We start from the raw sequence: 19,077 nt of genomic DNA on the forward strand, positions 1-19,077 counted from the left end.
CGGCCTCCAACGCTTATCCATAAAGCGCGAGCAGCTATCAAAACAGAAGAATACCGGAGACACCATGCCCGCCCCCTACCTGCTCGCCATCGACAACGGCACGCAAAGCGTGCGCGCCCTGCTGTTCGACCTGCATGGCAACCTGGTGGACAAATCGCAGGTAGCGATCACCTACCAGTCGCCCGAACCCGGCTGGATGGAAGCGGACGCCGACGTATTCTGGCAAGCCCTGTGCCAGGCCTGCGAGCAACTGTGGCAAACCACCAGCGTCAACAAGAGCGACATCGCTGGCCTCGTCATCACCACGCAACGCGGCACCACCCTAGCGCTGGACGAGCACGGCCAGCCCTTGCGCCCCGCCATGATCTGGCTCGACCAGCGGCGCGCCGAGCACACCCCGCGCCTGGCCTGGTGGTGGGAAGCGGCCTTTCGCGCCATTGGCATGCGCGATACCGTGCGCCACTTCCAGAAAGAAGCCGAGGCCAACTGGATTGCCCAGCACCAGCCCGACATCTGGGCGCGCACCCGCACCTATTTGCTGCTCTCGGGCTACCTCAACTACCGCTTCACCGGGCGCCTGGTCGATTCGATTGCCTCGCAGGTGGGCTACGTGCCCTTCGACTACAAAAAAGGCCACTGGGCGCCGCCGCACGACTGGAAATGGCAGGCCCTGCCCATCACACCCGACATGCTGCCCGAGCTGGTGGCTGCGGGCACCGTCATCGGCGAAGTGAGCCAACAGGCCGCGCAGGACACTGGCATCCCCGCCGGATTGAAGGTGCTGGCAGGCGCGGCAGACAAAGCCTGCGAGGTGCTGGGCGCCGGGTGCCTCACGCCCGAGATTGCCTGCCTCTCGTACGGCACCGCCGCCACCATCAACACCACCACGCCGCGCTACCTGGAGGCCACGCCTTTCATCCCGCCCTACCAGGCCGCCGTGCCGGGCCACTACAACACCGAGGTGCAGATCACGCGGGGTTTTTGGATGGTCAACTGGTTCAAGGAGCAGTTCGGCCTGTATGAGCAGCAACAAGCCATGGCCGAGGGCGTGACGCCCGAGAGCCTGTTCGACGCCCTGGTCGGCCGCGTACCGCCCGGCGCCCAGGGACTCATGCTGCAGCCCTTCTGGAACCCCGGCATCAAGGTGCCCGGCCCCGAAGCCAAGGGCGCGGTGATTGGCTTTGGCGACGTGCACACCCGCGCCCACCTGTACCGCGCCATCCTCGAAGGCCTGGCCTACGCGCTGCGAGAAGCCAAGGAGCGCATTGAAAAGCGCGGCGGCGCACCGATCACGCTGGTGCGCGTCTCGGGCGGTGGCTCGCAAAGCAATGCGGCCATGCAGATCACCGCCAACATCTTCAACCTGCCCTGCGAGCGCCCGCATTTGTACGAGACCAGTGGCCTGGGCGCCGCCATGATTGCCGCCGTGGGCCTGGGCCTGCACGCCGACTACGCCGCCGCCGTGGCCGCCATGGCGCACATGGGCGACCGGTTCGAGCCCGAGCCAGTACACGCGCGCACCTACGAGCAGCTCTACCGGCGGGTGTACTGCCGCATGTACCAACGCCTGCAACCGCTGTACCGCGACATCCGCGCCATCACCGGCTACCCTTCCCAAGACTGAACCACACCACCGGAACCCCGCCATGAAACGCCTCTTCCTCGCCGCCCTGCTGGCCCTGGGCACCACAGGCAGCGCACTGGCCTGGAGCAACCACGCCCTGGCCAGCTACCGCGCTTTCGAGGGCATGCCCGAGGTGGCGCAGGCCACCCCGGTCGTGGCCGAACCGCTCGAATCGTTTCTGGCCGCACAGGCCCAGCCCATCGCGGCGCTGCTGGCCCAGCAAGACACCTGGGCACAAAAGCACATTGCGCACTACCCACCGCTGCCCGCACCGCTGCGCTTTGATGCGCAGGTGGCGCAGCAAGGCCCGCAGGCGCTGCGCAAGGCATTTTTGACGGCATTGCGCGTGTCACCCGAAAGCCGCCTGGCCCTGTACGTGCAGCCCGACCCCTGGAGCACGGCGCCACAGGCCGAGCCCCTGGCGCACAACACCGTCAGCGCCCTGCCCGAGCGCGACAAAGACGGCGGCGGCCACCACTTCGTGCGCCTGCGCCCAGGCGAAGCCGTGGCGCCGCTGGCGGTGCTGGCCTCGGCCAGCGACGAGCCCGACTACGGCATGGACCTCAACCTGTGGGAGGACAACCCCTCGCCCTGGGGCCCGCGCTATGGTTTTGGCAAAATTCCGTTCGGCAACCCCAACCTCGCGTTCTCCACCCAGGCGCCCTTCCACATGGGCTTCTTCCACGAGTCGCCCGTCATCTACATGGCGGCGGGTTTCCTCAAGCGCACCTACCCACTGCTGCGCATCCAGCAATACCGGGGCCTGTCCGAACTGGCCTTTCGCAACGGCCACCCCTATTGGGGCTGGCGCTTTGCCGGGCTGGCGCTGCACTACGTGCAAGACCTGACCCAGCCCTACCATGCCAGCCTGGCGCCGGGCTTCTCGGCGGCGCGGCTCATCGGCATCAACCTGCTGTCCCTGCTGGGCATGCCGGGCGCCAAGAACGACATGGTCATCCTGCTGTCCAACCGCCACTTCGTGCTGGAGCGCTACGAGAGCCAGATGATCCAGGCTGCCGCCCAGACCCGCCAGGCCAGCAGTGTGGAAAAGGCCCTGCACGACACCGGCACCGATGCGGGCTACCCCGCGTGGTCCGACCTGTACACCCGGGACACCGTGGCCCGCCAGGCACACGACCTGGGCGTTACCGTGACCGACCAGATGCTCGCTACCGTGCCCGTGGGCTATGTCAACGACCCCAGTTTCGACTTTGGCCTGCACGCCAAAGACATCGACCTGATGGCCGAGGTGGCGCGCCAGGGCGAAGCCCCCAAGGCCGCGCTGGAATCCACCATCGCCACCTTGATGCGCAATGTCGGCGCACACAGCCGCAACCTGGTGCGGGGCATCCTGACAAACACCACGCCGCATTGACCACAAACACGCGACATTTTTCCGTTCATGTCAGTGTTTCTTCAGCATCGCCGTGACCCGCTTGAGAATGCCGATCGGGGAATCAAGCGCCCGCCCACAGAACACTAAATAGAGAATTCTCGTCACGAATGGGGCAGCCATCGACTGATATGATCGATGGTTAGCGTTTGTCGAAAACGCAATCGTTCGCGTTTCTCTCTGCTGGTCGCTCTTTAGCATCCGGCGGCGATGGTGCGAACCCCATCGCATGTATTGAACCCTCCCGATGAACTGCCCGCGCCACCTCAACATCATCGCTCGCCTCATGTTGGCCTGGCTGATGGTGTCCATGGGTGTCGCCACCGCATCGCCTTTTGTCCAGCCCAAGACAATGCAGGTGATCTGTTCCCAGGCAGGGCATTTCACAATGGTTGCGCTGGGCGATGACACCGTCGTAAGCTCCGCTCATGCAAGTCTGGACTGCCCCACCTGTCTGGCCGTCAGTCCTCCTGCTACTTCGTCACCGCCCAAGTGTGCGCAACCCCAGCTCTGCGGGTATGCGCTGCCACACTATGAATCCTGGCACACACCCCGCTTGGTGGGTGCCCAAATGCCGGCTCGCGGCCCCCCGCCCGCGCCTCTGGCTTGAGATCGTTTTCCACCGCGTAGTGCACGCGCTGTGGAGCACTGAAGCCCCCCCTTCCCTTTCCGCTTGAACCGCGCCGGTTCTGGCATCGCGCCTGTGCACGATAGCCCCGAACCCTTGCTGACGCTGCCCTGCAGCGCGTCGTGGTGCACCCGGATCTGCCCTCGCAAAAGAATGGCCTGCACGCATGCATGCGGCTTCGCCTCGAACACTCTCTGACCCACCATGTCCATTCAAGTCCCTTTCCCTCGCAGTGCCCTGGCGCAGCTCACCTGGCTGGCTCCTTTGCTGCTCGTGCACCAGCCCGCACAAAGCCAGGCCACATCTCCACTGCCGGAGGTCACCGTCACGGCCAGCGAGGCTCCCCGCCTGGAAAAACCCGCATCTACAGGCTCTAACCTTGACCTGACACCACTGCAAACCCCTGCCAGCCTCGACATCATCAGCCGCGAGCAGCTGGAAGCGCGCGGAGACGCCTCGCTCATCGACGCCATCACCCGCGCCACCGGCATCACCAGCATGGGCCACCCCGGCAACAGCGGCAGCGCCCTGTCAGCCCGTGGTTTTACCGACTCCACTTCAGTCATGCGCCTGTATGACGGTACGCGCCAATATGGCAACGTCTCTGTCAGTTTCCCGTTTGACACCTGGTCGGTTGATCACATCGAAGTGCTTCGGGGCCCTGCCTCGGTGATCCACGGCGACGGCGGTATTGGCGGTGTCATCAATGTTGTGCCCAAGAAACCCACCCGTGGGCCGGTTCAAAGCGAAATCCAGGCCACCGTCGGCACCCGCGACAAACAGGCCCTGGCCTATGGAAGTGGCGGAGCCATCAACAATATGCTCTCGTACCGCCTTGACGTCAGTGGCGACCGCTCGGGCGGCTGGGTCGATCTCGGCGACACCCACAACGCCAGCATCTCAGGGGCTATGCAGCTCGATGTATCGCCCGATTTGCAGTTCAAACTCAGCCACGCACAGGGCAAGCAAAATCCGATGCGCTATGCCGGCATGCCCTCGATCAATGGAGAGCATCCCGAAGCTCTGCGCGGAAGGAACTACAACGTCGAAGACAGCCAGATCGAGTACCACGACAAATGGACCGAATTGGCGGCCCAGTGGACGCCCAACAGCAACACGCTGGTTCGAAGCAAGTTCTACCACCTCACCAGCTACCGCTATTGGCGCAACGCCGAGGCCTTTACCTACAACACCAGCACCGGCTTGATTGACCGTGCCGACAACACCGAGATCGCGCACAACCAGTCCCAAACTGGCAACACGACCGACGTCGCGTTCACAGGCATGTTATTCGGCCTGCCCAATCGCACATCGGTCGGCTTTGACATCAATACCAGCCAGTTCCAGCACACGAACAATACCTACACGGGGACAACGACACCCGTCGACCCCTACAACCCGACACCGGGGTACTACAACAGCTCCGTGCCCTTCATTCCGCGCTACCGCAACAGCGCCGACCAATACGCATTCTTCGCCGAAGACCGGCTGGAGCTGAACGACAAGCTGTCCATCGTCGGTGGCCTACGTTACGACCGGGTCAGCATTCAGCGTGACAACCTGGTTGCCAGCACCCAGGATTTCGACAAAACCTACTCCAGCGTCGGTGGTCGCTTGGGAGCCGTTTACCTGGTGCAGCCCGACACTTCGGTGTATGCACAGTTTTCGCGGGCAGCCGACCCGGCGCGGGCTTTGATGTTCCTCTCTGCCGCCAACAGCGCTTTTGATTTCACCACCGGCCGTCAGTTCGAGATTGGCATCAAACAATCGATCCTGGACAAGAAGGGCGACTGGTCACTGTCCCTGTACCAGATCAAGAAAAGTAACCTGACGACCCGGGACAGTACCAACCCGTCGTTGTGGGTTCAGGTTGGCCAGCAGTCCACCCAGGGCATCGAAGGCACGCTGTCGCTGCCAATCGCCAACAAACTTCAGTTTGACGCCAACGCAACGCTGTTGAAAGCGCGGTATGACGACTTCACGGAATCCGTAGGCGGAGTGGCCACCTCACGCAACGGCAAGGTGCCCACCAACGTGCCCGAACGTGTTGCCAATGCATGGCTGGGCTGGAAGGTTTTGCCAAACTGGACTCTCTCCGCTGGCATGCGTTACGTGGGCGAGCGCTACGCCAACACCGCCAACACGATCGCGCTGCCTTCCTACACCACCACGGACCTTGCAGTTCAATGGCGCGTTGGGCCTGCTACCACGCTCACCCTGCGCGGCTTCAACGTCTTTGACAAGTACTACTTCACAACGGCTTACTACAGCGGTACGCAATGGCTCGTTGGCGAGCGGCGCCGCGCCGAGCTGACCTTGAACCACCGGTTCTAAGGACGCGCGAGTTATGTCGCACGGCGTACACGCCAAGCGCTTCATCTACCTGTTTCACCGCTGGAGCGGCATCGGCTTTTGCCTGCTGATGCTGCTCTGGCTGGTGAGCGGCGTGGTGATGCTCTATGTTGGCTACCCCAAGCTGCTGCCGCAGGAGCGGCTGAGGGCATTGCCCCCGCTGAGCGCGCCCGGTTGTTGCGTTTCCGCAGAAGCAGCGCTGGCGCGCAGCCGTGCACCAGAACAGGTGCAGGAGCTGGTTCTCACCCGCATTGGCGAGCATTGGCGCTACCGGTTGCGCGAGGGCGATGGAACATTACAACTCGTCGACGCGATGACAGGCCAAGCACTGCCGCCTGCGGATGACGCCACTGCCCTTGCAAGCGCCCGCGCCTTCCTGCCCGGCGCCTCGGCAGAACTGCAAGGACAGGTGGACGATGACCGCTGGACCCACGGGCGCAGCCTGGATCCGCACCGGCCATTGTTCATGGTGCAAATGGGCGATGCGCAGAACACGCTGCTTTACGTGTCCTCGCGTACCGGCGAAGTCGTTCTCGATGCACCACAGGCACAAAGGTACTGGAACTTCGTGGGCGCGTGGCTGCATTGGCTCTACATGTTCCGTGACGGTTCGTCGGACCCCTTCTGGACCTGGTTGTTGATCGCTCTCTCTGTCCTCGGCACCCTCAGCGCCATTGCAGGCGCGTGCACTGGCCTGTGGCGCTGGCGTTTCCGCGGGCGATACAAATCCGGCCACCGAACGCCGTACCGCAACCTGCCCATGCGCTGGCACCATGTGGCCGGCTTGACCTTTGGAACAATGCTGATCCTCTGGATGTTCAGCGGCATCATGTCCATGAACCCTGTGGGCATCTTCAACCCTGGACACGGCCGCCCCGACATCGTCGCCTATCGCCAAGGTACGCCTGGTGCAGTACACGCCACGCTACCCCCCAGCGAAGCCCTTGACATGCTGCAGCAAGCCGGCTTTACGGCCAGCGAACTGGAATGGAAAGTCCTTGCAGGCGCCGCCTATCTGCAGGCGCACAGCGCCGACGGCAAAAGCCGTCTCGTCGTGCAGCACAACAACGGCTGGGCCGTGCAGGAAAGCTGGCCAGACGGTGTGCTGGCGCAGGCGGCATCCCGTCTGCACAGCGCTTCCATCGAGTCGGTAGAGTTTTTGCAAGATTACGATGCGTATTACTACGCGCGACACGGTGCCTCGATGTATGCAGGAAATGAACGGCCACTGCCGATACTCAAGCTCACGTTCAGCGATATCGGCCGCACGCAGACCTACATTGACCCGCGCACCGGCGACGTGGTTCACAGCATGGATCGCGCCCAGCGCACCGGCCGATGGCTCTTCAATCTGCTGCACAGTTGGGATCTGCCAGTTTTCCTGCGCGCAGCCTTGGCACGGGACATTGTCATCATTCTGCTCACCCTTGGAGCATTTGCCATCGCTGCGACAGGCTGCGTGATCGCCGTCCGCAGGCTGCAAACATTCCGACGGCAGCATGAACGCAAGAAACCTGTGGAGGCCCAGGGTCTGCAATAGCGTTAGCAAGTGAGTTTCTCCCCCCGATCGCGTGGCCATGGCGTTATGAACCCAGCAAAACCGCCCTTGCTGAATCAGCGCTTCGCTGTCGAAATCCACTCCTGAAAGCACTCTGAGTAGGGCGCAGGGTAAGCTCTACCGCTCCATGCCTTACACCCTTGCAGCCCCCGTCCACAGCGAACTCATCATCAAGAAAAGCCGCTTCATCGGTTGCGTGCAGCCCATGCCGGACCGGGCCAGCGCCCAGGCCCATGTCGATGCGCTCTGGAAGGAACACCCCGGCGCCACCCACATCTGCTGGGCGCTGCTGGCGGGCGGGCAATCGGCTGCGGTGGACGACGGCGAACCCGGCGGCACCGCAGGCCGCCCCATGCTTGATGTGCTGCGCCACCAGGACCTTGAAGGCGTGCAAGCCACCGTGGTGCGCTACTTTGGCGGCGTCAAGCTGGGGGCGGGCGGCCTGGTGCGTGCGTACACCGACGCCGTCGCCCAGGCCCTGCTGGGCGCGCACAAGGTCGCACTGCAGCGCGTCGCGCATTTGCACTGCAGCCTGCCCTACGCGCTCGAAGGCGCGGTGCGGCGCGAACTGGCCGCTGCCGGGGCCTGCCTGGAGAGCGCCGCGCATGCCAGCGATGTGCGCCTGCACTTCACGCTGCCCGAACCCGCCGCCCCGGCACTGGTGCAGCGCCTGGCCGACCTCTCGCATGGCGCCATCACCTGCAGCAACGTACCCGATGGGGATGAGACGCTGGATTGAATAGCGCAAACACTACTGTTTCGATAGCTATAAAAAGCCATCCTCAAAGCGGTAACGGCCTTTTTTCCTGATTGAGAACATATCTCAAAAGGTTTTCACTCCCTATCCCCTTGCGGGAGAGGGGGCCCAATCCGGGCACCGCTATTTATACAGAGGCTGATGTCTCCGTCTGAGGTAGGTCGCTCATCAGGCTTTTTTCCCTGGTGTTTTGGCTGCATGGGCCTACACCACACAATGCAGGCCCATGGCAGCATGGTGTAACCCCCGCAACCCCCAGGAGCCCACCATGCCAAAGTCCTTCGACGTCATCATCCTCGGCGCCGGTACTGCAGGCCTTGCCGCACTGAGCGAGGTCAAAAAGCACACAGACAACTTCCTCATCGTCAACGACGGGCCGTACGGAACCACCTGCGCACGTGTGGGCTGCATGCCCTCCAAGCTGCTCATCGAAGCCGCCAACGCCTACCACCGCCGTGGCAGCTTCGACACCTTTGGCATCCGGGGGGCAAGCGCCCTGTCGATCGACTTCCCGGCCGTGATGCAGCGCGTGCGGGCGATGCGGGACGATTTTGTCGCCAGCACCCTCGCATTGACCGACACCCTGGGCAAGCGCAGTGTGGCGGGCCGTGCCCGCCTGCGGGGGCCCGACTGTGTGGAGGTCAACGGCGAACGCCTCACGGCACGCGCCATCATCATCGCCACCGGCTCACACCCCTTCATCCCCAAGCCGTGGCAGGCCTTTGCAGACCGCGTGCTGACAACCGATACGCTGTTTGAGCAAAGCCGCATCGGCCCCAGGCTGGGCGTGGTGGGGCTGGGGCCGCTGGGCGCGGAACTGGTGCAGGCGCTCGCACGGCTGGGCATCGAGGTCAGCGCCTTTGCCAGCAAAGACATGCTGGCCGGCCTGAGCGATCCCGACATCAATGCCGTGCTGCGCACCGCGCTGGCGGCCGACATGCCACTGCACACGGGCGCCCAGGCGCAGCTGGAGGCGGTGGACGGCGGCATTGCCATCACCAGCGGCGACACCCGCGTGGTGGTGAACCAAGTACTGGCAGCCGTCGGCCGCAGGCCCAACGTGCAGGGGCTGGGCCTGGAGACACTCGGCGTGCCGCTTGACGAACACGGCATGCCCGCGTTTCACCCCGGCAGCACGCAGGTGGGCGACCTGCGCGTTTTCATCGCCGGGGACGTCAATGGCGACCGCCCCTTGCTGCACGAAGCCGCTGACGAAGGCCACATTGCCGGTATGAACGCACTGGCCGAAGAAGTGCGCTGCTACAAGCGCCGCACCCCCCTGTCCATCGTCTTCACCGACCCCGAAGTGGCCGTGGTGGGCGCCAGCGCCGCCCATCTGGCGCACCCCTCTTTTGTAGTGGGCTCCGCCAGCTTCGCTAACCAGGGGCGCGCCCGGGCGGGCCAGCGCAACGAAGGGCGCATCGCCTTGTACGCCGATGGCACGGACGGCAAGCTCCTGGGCGCCGAGCTGTGTGCACCGGCGGGCGAACACCTGGCCCATCTGCTGGGGCTGGCGGTGTCGCAAGGCCTGGGTGTGCAAGACCTTCTGGCCATGCCCATCTACCACCCCGTGCTCGAAGAAGGCCTGCGCACCGCGCTGCGCGACGTATCCCGCAAGCTCCCTGGGCCGCGTGTATCCGACCTTGCACACTGCGCGCCGATGGGCTCGGCCGCGCTGGAGTAAGGCCGGTCGCAACGCCGTCCATTCAAGAAATCACCCTGCGAGCCGATAAAGCCTTATTACCGGAGTTTTCTGCCATGGACGTCGCCCTTTCCAACGCCATCATCAACACCGCCACCAACATGGCCAGCGCCAAAACGTCGGACGCGGTGAACATCACCATGCTGAAAAAGGCGCTGGACATGCAACAAGCCACAGCCACCACCATGATCGACGCCATGGTGCAGACCACGCCCCAGCCCCCGCTGGCCACCTCGGGCACGCTGGGCACGCAGGTCAATACCTTTGCCTGAAAAATCCCACGACTGCGGGCACAGCGCCCGCTAAGGACGTCCTGCATCACTCTACGCGAGTGGGTGTAGTGCGGGTCGGAATGAAAACGTGCAAATTCACTCCCCTCACCCATCGGTGACTCCGTGGGCTTCGTTCGGCCCGATGAGGTACTGGCGCGCCTGAAGCTGCAAGCGGATGACACGGTGTTTCTTGTTGAATCCCCCTAAGGCCTGCTCCTTACGCCCTTCAACCCGACTTCAAAAGAGGAAATCACGGCACGTGGGTGATGCAGCGGCGGCGCCCTGCCCCCCCGCTATCATCCCGGGCATGGGAGCCCACAACACCGCCACAGGCGCCAGCGCACCGGTTGACGGCGCCGCCGCGCAAGACTTCATTGCCCGCTGGAGCGGCACCACCGCCAGCGAACTGGCCACCGCACAAAGCTTTGTCATCGACCTGTGCGCGCTGCTGGGCATGGCCAAGCCCCACCCCACGCCCGAGCAGGACTACATGTTCGAGCGCCCCGTCACCTTCACCCATGGCGACGGCAGCACCAGCGCGGGACGCATCGACTGCTACCGGCGCAGCCACTTTGTGCTGGAGGCCAAAAAGCTCAAGGCCAGTAGCCACACCAAAGGTTTTGACGACGGCCTGCTGCGCGCCCGCAGCCAGGGCGAGGGATATGCCCGCACCCTGCCCGCCCACGAGGGTCGCCCGCCCTTCGTGCTGGTGGTCGATGTCGGCACCGTGATCGAGGTGTACGCCGAGTTCAGCAAAACGGGCGGCACCTACACCCCCTACCCCGACCCGCGCAGCCACCGCCTGCAGCTGGCCGACCTGGCCCGCCCCGAGGTGCAAGACCGCCTGCGCCGCATCTGGCAAGACCCCGACAGCCTGAACCCCGCACGCATCAGCGCGCAGGTCACGCGCGACGTGTCTGCACTGCTGGCGCGACTGGCCAAGTCGCTCGAATCGCCTGTCGCCCAGAACAGAACAGAACAGAACAGAACAGAACAGAACAGAACAGAACAGAACAGAACAGAACAGAAATTATACCACAAATACAGCGAAAACCCAATACCAGCAAGCGTTAATAGCTCCTGGAATAATAGCATCCTACCTCACCCGCTGCCTCTTCAGCATGTTTGCGGAGGATGTGGAACTGCTGCCCAAAGGTGCCTTCCTCGGCCTGCTGCAAACCCATCGCAACGACCCCGCCACGCTGCAGCAGATGCTGCGTATTCTGTGGGCCGACATGGACCGGGGTGGCTTTTCTGCTGCGCTGGCCAAACCCGTGCTGCACTTCAACGGCAAACTGTTCAAAGGCGCGGGGCAAGACGGATACAGCCTGCTGCTCACCCCCGCGCAGATAGACCTGCTCATCCAGGCCGCCCAAGCCAACTGGCGCGAGGTAGAGCCCGCCATCTTCGGCACCCTGCTCGAACGCGCGCTCGACCCCGCCGAGCGCCACGCCCTGGGCGCGCACTACACGCCCCGCGCTTATGTCGAGCGCCTGGTGCTGCCCACCGTCATCGAGCCCCTGCGCGCAGACTGGGCCAACGCCCAGGCCGCCGCCCTGGTGCTGGCGCACGAGGCCGCCGCGCTGCAAGGCAAAGCGATGGAAGCCAAGCTGGCTGAGGCCCGCGCCGAAGTCAAAAAATTCCACCACCAGCTGTGCACCACCCGCGTGCTCGACCCGGCCTGCGGCAGCGCCAACTTCTTGTACGTGACACTGGAACACTTGAAGCGCCTGGAGGGCGAAGTCGTCAATCAGCTCGAAGCCCTCGGCCACACGCAAGACCAGCTCGGCTTTGAAGGCGAAACCGTCACCCTGCAGCAACTGCGCGGCATCGAGCTGAACGAACGTGCCGCCGCCCTGGCCGAGCTGGTGCTGTGGATCGGCTACCTGCAGTGGCACATCCGCACCCATGGCAACGCCGCCGTGGCCGAGCCCGTGGTGCACAACTACGGCAACATCGAATGCCGCGACGCCGTGCTGGCCTGGGACGCGCAAGAGCTGGCGTATGACGACGCCGGCCAGCTGCTCAGCCGCTGGGACGGCACCACGTTCAAGACCCACCCTGTAACGGGCGAACTAGTGCCCGACGAAGCCGCCCAGGTGCCGCAATGGCGCTACGTGGGCGCCCGGCAGGCGCAGTGGCCGCAGGCGGATTTCATTGTGGGGAATCCGCCGTTCATTGGCGCCGCCAGCATGCGCGCTGCCTTGGGCGACGGCTACGTGCAAGCCCTGCGCGGCGCCTGGCCCGAGGTGCCAGAGAGCGCGGACTTTGTGATGTTCTGGTGGCACCATGCGGCCGACGAAGTGGCGGCGGGCCGCACGCGGCGCATGGGGCTGATTACCACCAACAGCCTGCGCCAGACCTTTAACCGGCGTGTGGTGCAGGCGGCGCTGAGCAAAGGCTGTCATCTGTACATGGCGATTCCCGACCACCCGTGGGTGGACGGCGCCAACGGCGCCGCCGTGCGCATTGCCATGACGGTGCTGGCGCTTGGCGCCAACGAAGGCCGCCTACACAACGTAGCAGTGGAGCAAACGGGAGACTTTGGTGAAGTGGCGGTAACGCTGCACGAGCGCCGCGGGCTGATCCACGCGGATTTAAGCGTGGGCGCAAATGTGGCGGCAGTTGTGCACCTGCAAGCCAACGGAAAAATCTCCAGCAGAGGTGTCATGCTCTTTGGAGCGGGTTTTATCGTTTCACCCGAACAGGCAACGTCATGGGGTAGTCCGACACTGGTGCGCCCATACCGCAACGGACGAGACTTAACCGACAGACCGCGCGAAGCGATGGTGATCGACGCATTTGGTCTCAATACAGATGAACTGCGCAGGCAATACCCAGCCGTTTATCAATGGCTGTTGGAACGCGTCAAACCTGAACGCGATACCAACCGAGACGCCCAGATCAAGACCAACTGGTGGCTACATGGCCGCACACGAGGCGAAATACGTTTGGCTCTCGTTGGCCTTCCCCGCTACATTGCCACGGTCGAAACTTCCAAACACCGCACTTTCCAGTTCCTCGACGCCAGCATCCTGCCGGACAACATGCTGATCGCCATCGCCGTGAATGACGCGACTGTCCTCGGCGTCTTGTCTAGCCAATTGCATATCGAATGGGCCCTAGCAACCGGCGGAACGCTGGAAGATCGCCCGCGCTACAACAAATCCCGCTGCTTCGAAACCTTCCCCTTCCCCGACGAAGACACCGGCCTGACCCCGCCGCTGCGCGAGCGCATCGCCACACTCGCCGAGCAGATCGACGCCCACCGCAAGCGCGTGCTCGCCCCCGAATCCGGCAACACCGGCCTCACCCTCACCGGCCTCTACAACGTGCTGGCCGCCTTGCGCGAAGGCCGCGCGCTCACGGCCAAAGAGAAAACCCAGCACACCCAGGGCCTGGTGGGCGTGCTGCGCGAGCTGCACGACGAGCTCGATGCCGCCGTGCTGGCGGCCTACGGCTTGCCCGCCATGGCCAGCACCGACGACATCCTGGCCCACCTGGTGCAGCTCAACACCCAGCGCGCGCAGGAGGAAGCCCAGGGCCGCGTGCGCTGGCTGCGGCCGGACTTTCAAAATCCGCAAAATTCAGTGCAAAAACAGAAGCTGCTTGCGCAAGATGATCAAGCGCCAGAGGCTGATTTTGATAGTGAAAAATCGCTATTAAAACCAGAGCAAACCAAACCCGCCCAGCACCCCTGGCCCGCCCCCCTGCCCGAGCAGGTGCGCGCCGTGGCCGACGCACTGGCCGCCAGCCCCATCCCGCTCACATTGAGCGCCATCGAAGCCCGCTTCAAAGGCCGTGGCCCCTGGAAGAAGGGCCTGCCCACGCTGCTGCAAACGCTCGAAGCTCTGGGCCGGGCGCAGGCGGTGGCGACGGGGGGCGAAGTAGCCTGGCGCGGCTAAAGCCCTCGGGCCGGGGTGGCGCCGGTGCAGAGCAAGGGCATGGCGGCCCGGCCCCGGCCTATGGGGTGTGAAATTGTTACCATGTCCGCATGACTTCCACGCCCCCGAAGCCTGCCGATGCAGCCCAGATTCAGGCCGCACTCACCGACCCCCAGCGTCTGGCAGCGGTGCGCGACACCGGTCTGCTGGACACCCCGCCTGAAGAGAGTTTTGACCGGCTGACCCGCCTGGCGGCCCGGCTCACCGGGGCGCCCGTGGCCTTTGTGTCGCTGCTGGATGCCGACCGCGATTTTTACAAAAGTGCTTTTGGGCTGAGCGAGCCCTTGCGCACTACGCGGGAGCTGACGGGGCGCACGTTTTGCCACTACTCCCTGACGTCGAACGAGGCACTGGTTTTGGAAGACGTGACGCAAGCGGCCGTTTTCCGGGACATCCCCACGGTGCAATCCCTGGGGGTCAGGGCCTACGTCGGCATTCCTCTGCGCACCGACGACGGGCATGTACTGGGGAGTTTTTGCGCGGTGGATTTCAAGCCCAAGCAGTGGACCGAACAGGATGTGGAGGTCCTCGTCGAACTGGCGCACTCTGCCCTGCGCGAAATCCGGCTGCGCAAGGCCTTGCAGGACGCCGATGCGCTCAACCAGCAGTTGCTGGCACAGTTGCAAAAGGTCGATGAACTGAACCGGGCGCTGAGCGAGCTGGCAACCACCGACGCCTTGACCGGCTTGCGCAATCGGCGGGCGTTTGATCACTGCCTTCAACTGGAATGGGCTATTGTGGAGCGCAGGACCACGCCCCTGAGCCTGCTGGTGCTGGACGTGGACCATTTCAAGCGTATCAACGACACCTACGGCCACGACGCCGGAGACAAGGTGCTGCTGGCGATCGCCCAGGTGCTCAGCGGCTGTGCCCGGGTCATCGATATCGTTGCCCGCGTGGGCGGCGAGGAGTTCGCCGTCATCCTGCCGAACACGGATGCTGTGGGCGCCCTGGGCGTCGCCCAGCGCATGCGCAACGCCGTGGCACGGGCGAACTGGCTGGGCCACCCGACGACCATCAGCATTGGCGCGGCGACGCTGCAGGACCAGGAAGACGCTGGCGGCCTCTACGCCCGGGCCGACGCCGCGCTGTACGCAGCGAAAACAGCCGGGCGAAACCGGGTGGTCAGCGCGCAGGGCTGAAGCGCCCCATTCCCCTCAGCCTCTCAGACCGGCGCTCCAAACAGCATCCCCACGCCCGCCGTGATGGCCATGGCCAGGGCGCCCCAGAAGGTGACACGCCAGGCGCCCACCAGCACACCCGCGCCACCCGTGCGCGCAGCTACGCCCCCGAGCAGGGCCAGAAACACCAGTGCAGTAACCGCCACCCAAGCCAGCAGGCTGCTGGCGGGCGCCACAACGGCTACCAGCAGGGGCAAGGCGGCGCCACCGGCAAAACTGGCGGCAGACGTGAGCGCAGCCTGCACCGGACGGGCTGCCATGGCATTGGATATTTCGAGCTCGTCGCGTGCATGGGCGCCCAGCGCGTCGTGCGCCATGAGCTGCTGGGCGACCTGCTGCGCCAACTCGGGGGCCAGGCCCCGGCGCTCGTAGATACCGACCAGCTCGTGTTCTTCGGCCAGCGGGTCTGCGGCCAGTTCGAGGCGCTCGCGCTCCAAGTCGGCTTTTTCGGTGTCGGCCTGCGAGTGCACCGACACATATTCCCCCGCCGCCATCGACATGGCCCCGGCCACCAGTCCGGCCACTGCCGTCATCACGATGGCGGACGGGCTGGCCTGCGCCGCCGCCACACCCACCACCAGGCTAGCGGTGGACACAATGCCATCGTTGGCGCCCAGCACCGCGGCGCGCAGCCAGCCGATGCGGTCGGTGCGGTGGCGTTCACGGTGCAGGCGGCGTGGAGCAGCTGACATGGCAATCCCCGTAGGTGAACGATGGGCTGAGTATGAACCCCGGGGCCCGTTGTGCGGACACATACCCGACCCTATCGTCCGGGCGTTGGTGTGTGTTGGGTTGCGCCGCCGGGCGCACAGCCCGACACCCGCCTTTGGGAAAAGCATTCTGCTGAAAAAGAGAGCGTTATTGCTCCGGCCCGTTGATGTCTCAAATACCGTTCAGGCTGCGGTTTTCGAAACCCTTCGACAGACTCAGGGCGAACGGTTCAGACTTCATGGGGGCGGGTCAATTGCGGATTTGTCGGCCGCATCCGATGTGCACGAGCCACGGGACACGCATACCACTCCGGGCCAAACGGCGGCGGACTGGCTGAACGGCCGTTTGTGCGGCATGAGCGGCGCTCTCACCCGGCCTTTGGGGGCTGACGCACCCTGCTTTTACGATACCCTCTCAGTCCACGGGCGCGGCGGTGCCTGCCTTTTTCAGAAAGTGACGACATGGCAAAAATCCTGGAAGTGAAATACGAAAACCTGGCCAATGCCGTGGTCTGCGAAGTGCACTATGAAACCCAGGCCGACCTGTGCTGGTACGAGGTGGCCTACGCCCAGCAGGCCGAGGGCGATGCCAAGTGGTTTTTCGTGCAGCATGAGGCGCAGGCCAGCTTCAAGATTTTTAGAACCAAGTACGAGACGCAGGCTGATCTGAAAATCTTCAAGGTCAAGTACCCCGACAAGGCGGGCTGGCGCAACACCAGCCACAAGCTGCGCGGTCAGCTGGAAAAATAAGGCACTAGCCGCCCACGCAGGTCTGCTGCTGCTCACCCAACCCGGTGCCGCCCAGCCGCACCACATCGCCAGGCTTGAGGAACCAGGGCGCCGGTTTTTGCCCCAGGCCTACGCCAGCGGGGGTGCCGGTCAGCACGATGTCGCCAGGCTCGAGCGTCATGAACTGGCTGATGTACGACACCACCGTGGGCACACCAAAGATGAAGTTGCGCGTGCTGCTGTTTTGCACGCGCTGGCCATTGACCTCCAGCCACAGGTCGATGGCATGCGGGTCGGCCACCGCATTGGCCGTGGCCAGCCAGGGGCCGATGGGGGCAAAGCCGTCGTAGCTCTTGCCTTTGTCCCACTGGCCGCCGCGCTCGATCTGGTAGGCGCGCTCGGACACATCGTTGCCCAGCACGTAGCCTGCCACATGCTGCAGTGCGTCGGCCTCAGTCACATGGCGGGCGCGGGTGCCGATGACGATGCCCAGCTCCACCTCCCAGTCGGTCTTTTGCGAACCCGGCGGGATGTGCAAGGGGTCATTCGGGCCGCTCAAGGCCGTGATGGCTTTCATGAACAACACGGGCTCGGCCGGTGGCTGCATGCCCGCCTCCAGCGCGTGGTCGCGGTAGTTCAGGCCCACGCACACGATCTTGCCCACCCCACCCACGGGGCAGCCCAGGCGCGGTTGACCTGGCACGGCGGGCAGGCGCGCCGCGTCAATGGCGGCCAGGGCCGCCAGGGTGCGGGGCGCAAGCTGCGCAGGGCCGATGTCGGCCAGCAGCATCGAAAGGTCGCGCAGCACACCCTGGGCATCGACCAGACCTGGGCGCTCTTCACCAGGCGCACCGTAACGGATGAGTTTCATGGAAAGGCTTTCGTGGAGGACACAACGGGCAGTGTGCCATGGGCGTACGATGGTGGCCGTTGCAGGCCCAATAGCTATTGTTATGATAGCTGTCAGCGCTTGATGGATAAGCGCTAGGGTCACTTTTTATTCAATTTTTTATGCACTCTGCCCCCCTCCTCCCCGGCGCCGCGCCCGTGGCGCCCGGCCCGCGCAACGTGGCGGATCTGTTCTGGTCTTTTACCTGGCTGGCCCTGCAAGGTTTTGGCGGCGTGGTGGCGGTGGTGCAGCGCGAACTGGTCGAGAAAAAGCGCTGGATGACGAACGAGGAGTTCCTGGAAGACTGGGCCGTGGCCCAGGTGATGCCGGGGCCCAACGTGGTGAACCTGTCCATCATGATTGGCGACCGCCATTTTGGCCTGCGCGGGGCCTTTGCGGCGCTGGCGGGCATGCTGTCGTTGCCGCTGGTGCTGGCATTGGGGGCGGCCATGGTGTACGCGCAGTGGGCCAGCCACCCCGCCATGGCGGGCGCCTTGCGCGGCATGGGTGCGGTGGCGGCGGGACTGATTGCAGGCATGGGCCTGAAGCTGGCCGCCGCGCTGCGCACCCACCCGCTGGGGCCCTGGGTGTGCGCGGCCATTGCGGGGGCCACGTTTGCTGCCATGGTGTGGCTGCGCATGCCGCTGTACTGGGTGCTGCTGCTGGTGGGCGGCACCGCCTGCGTACTCACCTGGCGCAAGCTCGCACCATGACGCACGCCATCGTTTTACAGCCCCTCGACTGGCTGCACCTGTTTCTGTACTACCTGTCGATCTCGCTGCTGGCTGTGGGCGGAGCCATTGCCACGGCGCCCGACATGCACCGTTTTCTGGTGGAGCGCAATGCCTGGCTGACCGACATGCAGTTCAGCGCCAGCATCGCCATTTCACAAGCAGCGCCAGGCCCCAACGTGCTGTTTATTGCCCTGCTGGGCTGGCATGTAGGGCTGAACGCAGGCGGGTGGGGCTATGGCCTGCTGGGGGCGGCGCTGTGCATGCTGGGCATCATGCTGCCCAGCGCCACGCTGACGTGGCTGGCCACACGCTGGGCACACCGCAACCGCCAGCGGCGCGCGGTGCGCGCCTTCAAACAGGGCATGGCGCCCCTGGTCATTGGGCTGCTGATGGCCACCACCTGGGTGCTGGGCCGTGCGCAGGGCCAGCCTGCCACCGACTGGCCGCTGTGGTTGCTGACCGCTGCCACCGCGGTGCTGGTCTGGCGCACCCGGCTGCACCTGTTGTGGCTGCTGGGCGCGGGCGCCGTGCTGGGGGCCATCGGCTGGGTATGAGGCTCCGCCAGCGTCCATGCATCAAATAGTTACGTCACCCTGCTTCCCTC

General features: G+C 64.5%; 15 protein-coding genes and 1 pseudogene. 13 read left to right on the top strand and 3 right to left on the bottom strand.

The window, feature by feature from the left end:
- Nucleotides 1-64: 64 nt before the first annotated feature.
- Together ACYVOC_RS01780 and ACYVOC_RS01785 are read left to right on the top strand one after the other, a co-directional pair.
- Nucleotides 65-1,624, top strand: a complete 1,560-nt coding sequence (locus ACYVOC_RS01780) for an FGGY-family carbohydrate kinase (protein ID WP_461160673.1) — start codon at nucleotides 65-67, stop codon at nucleotides 1,622-1,624.
- Between the two features lie 22 nt (nucleotides 1,625-1,646).
- Entirely contained in the window at nucleotides 1,647-2,999 is a 1,353-nt protein-coding gene (locus tag ACYVOC_RS01785; RefSeq protein WP_461160674.1) for a hypothetical protein, read from the top strand.
- 30 nt (nucleotides 3,000-3,029) lie between these two features.
- Here the strand turns inward: ACYVOC_RS01785 and ACYVOC_RS01790 are convergent, their stop codons facing one another.
- Entirely contained in the window at nucleotides 3,030-3,329 is a 300-nt protein-coding gene (locus ACYVOC_RS01790) for a hypothetical protein (RefSeq protein ID WP_461160675.1), read from the bottom strand.
- 520 nt (nucleotides 3,330-3,849) lie between these two features.
- Here ACYVOC_RS01790 and ACYVOC_RS01795 point away from each other — a divergent pair.
- From ACYVOC_RS01795 to ACYVOC_RS01830, 8 genes and pseudogenes are all read left to right on the top strand, one after another.
- Entirely contained in the window at nucleotides 3,850-5,979 is a 2,130-nt protein-coding gene (locus ACYVOC_RS01795; protein WP_116003730.1) for a TonB-dependent receptor, read from the top strand.
- Between the two features lie 13 nt (nucleotides 5,980-5,992).
- The gene (locus tag ACYVOC_RS01800) at nucleotides 5,993-7,537 is read left to right on the top strand and encodes a PepSY domain-containing protein (protein ID WP_461160676.1); all 1,545 of its coding nucleotides are present in this window, start codon (nucleotides 5,993-5,995) and stop codon (nucleotides 7,535-7,537) included.
- A 145-nt stretch (nucleotides 7,538-7,682) separates the two neighbouring features.
- Entirely contained in the window at nucleotides 7,683-8,294 is a 612-nt protein-coding gene (locus ACYVOC_RS01805) for an IMPACT family protein (protein ID WP_461160677.1), read from the top strand.
- Between the two features lie 286 nt (nucleotides 8,295-8,580).
- Nucleotides 8,581-9,996, top strand: coding sequence for a dihydrolipoyl dehydrogenase (locus ACYVOC_RS01810; protein ID WP_461160678.1), 1,416 nt, complete (start codon nucleotides 8,581-8,583; stop codon nucleotides 9,994-9,996).
- Nucleotides 9,997-10,070: 74 nt separating this feature from the next.
- Nucleotides 10,071-10,286 (top strand): YjfB family protein, encoded by a 216-nt coding sequence (locus ACYVOC_RS01815; RefSeq protein WP_461160679.1) that lies wholly within the window; start codon nucleotides 10,071-10,073, stop codon nucleotides 10,284-10,286.
- A 307-nt stretch (nucleotides 10,287-10,593) separates the two neighbouring features.
- A pseudogene (locus tag ACYVOC_RS01820) lies at nucleotides 10,594-11,178 on the top strand (type IIL restriction-modification enzyme MmeI); the annotation flags it as partial.
- A gap of 229 nt (nucleotides 11,179-11,407) precedes the next feature.
- Nucleotides 11,408-14,191 (top strand): class I SAM-dependent DNA methyltransferase, encoded by a 2,784-nt coding sequence (locus ACYVOC_RS01825; protein WP_461160680.1) that lies wholly within the window; start codon nucleotides 11,408-11,410, stop codon nucleotides 14,189-14,191.
- 89 nt (nucleotides 14,192-14,280) lie between these two features.
- Nucleotides 14,281-15,372 carry a sensor domain-containing diguanylate cyclase gene (locus ACYVOC_RS01830; protein WP_461160681.1) on the top strand — a complete coding sequence of 364 codons (1,092 nt, stop codon included), beginning with the start codon at nucleotides 14,281-14,283 and terminating at the stop codon, nucleotides 15,370-15,372.
- Between the two features lie 23 nt (nucleotides 15,373-15,395).
- Here ACYVOC_RS01830 and ACYVOC_RS01835 read toward each other — a convergent pair whose 3' ends face one another.
- Complete coding sequence (locus tag ACYVOC_RS01835) at nucleotides 15,396-16,103, bottom strand: VIT1/CCC1 transporter family protein (RefSeq protein ID WP_116003723.1); 708 nt, start codon at nucleotides 16,101-16,103, stop codon at nucleotides 15,396-15,398.
- Nucleotides 16,104-16,583: 480 nt separating this feature from the next.
- Between ACYVOC_RS01835 and ACYVOC_RS01840 the strand changes: the two genes are divergently transcribed.
- Nucleotides 16,584-16,871 (top strand): DUF6150 family protein, encoded by a 288-nt coding sequence (locus ACYVOC_RS01840; protein WP_461160682.1) that lies wholly within the window; start codon nucleotides 16,584-16,586, stop codon nucleotides 16,869-16,871.
- A 4-nt stretch (nucleotides 16,872-16,875) separates the two neighbouring features.
- Here the strand turns inward: ACYVOC_RS01840 and ACYVOC_RS01845 are convergent, their stop codons facing one another.
- A complete protein-coding gene (locus ACYVOC_RS01845) occupies nucleotides 16,876-17,721 on the bottom strand; it encodes a fumarylacetoacetate hydrolase family protein (protein ID WP_461160683.1) in 846 nt (281 codons plus the stop codon).
- A gap of 140 nt (nucleotides 17,722-17,861) precedes the next feature.
- On the opposite strand from ACYVOC_RS01845, the gene ACYVOC_RS01850 reads away from it, so the two are divergent.
- Together ACYVOC_RS01850 and ACYVOC_RS01855 are read left to right on the top strand one after the other, a co-directional pair.
- Nucleotides 17,862-18,452, top strand: coding sequence for a chromate transporter (locus tag ACYVOC_RS01850; protein WP_461160684.1), 591 nt, complete (start codon nucleotides 17,862-17,864; stop codon nucleotides 18,450-18,452).
- Nucleotides 18,449-19,027, top strand: coding sequence for a chromate transporter (locus ACYVOC_RS01855; RefSeq protein ID WP_116003719.1), 579 nt, complete (start codon nucleotides 18,449-18,451; stop codon nucleotides 19,025-19,027). Before ACYVOC_RS01850 ends, ACYVOC_RS01855 begins: the two co-directional genes overlap by 4 nt.
- Nucleotides 19,028-19,077: the final 50 nt, after the last annotated feature.

It is taken from the genome of Simplicispira piscis (genome assembly GCF_054783455.1).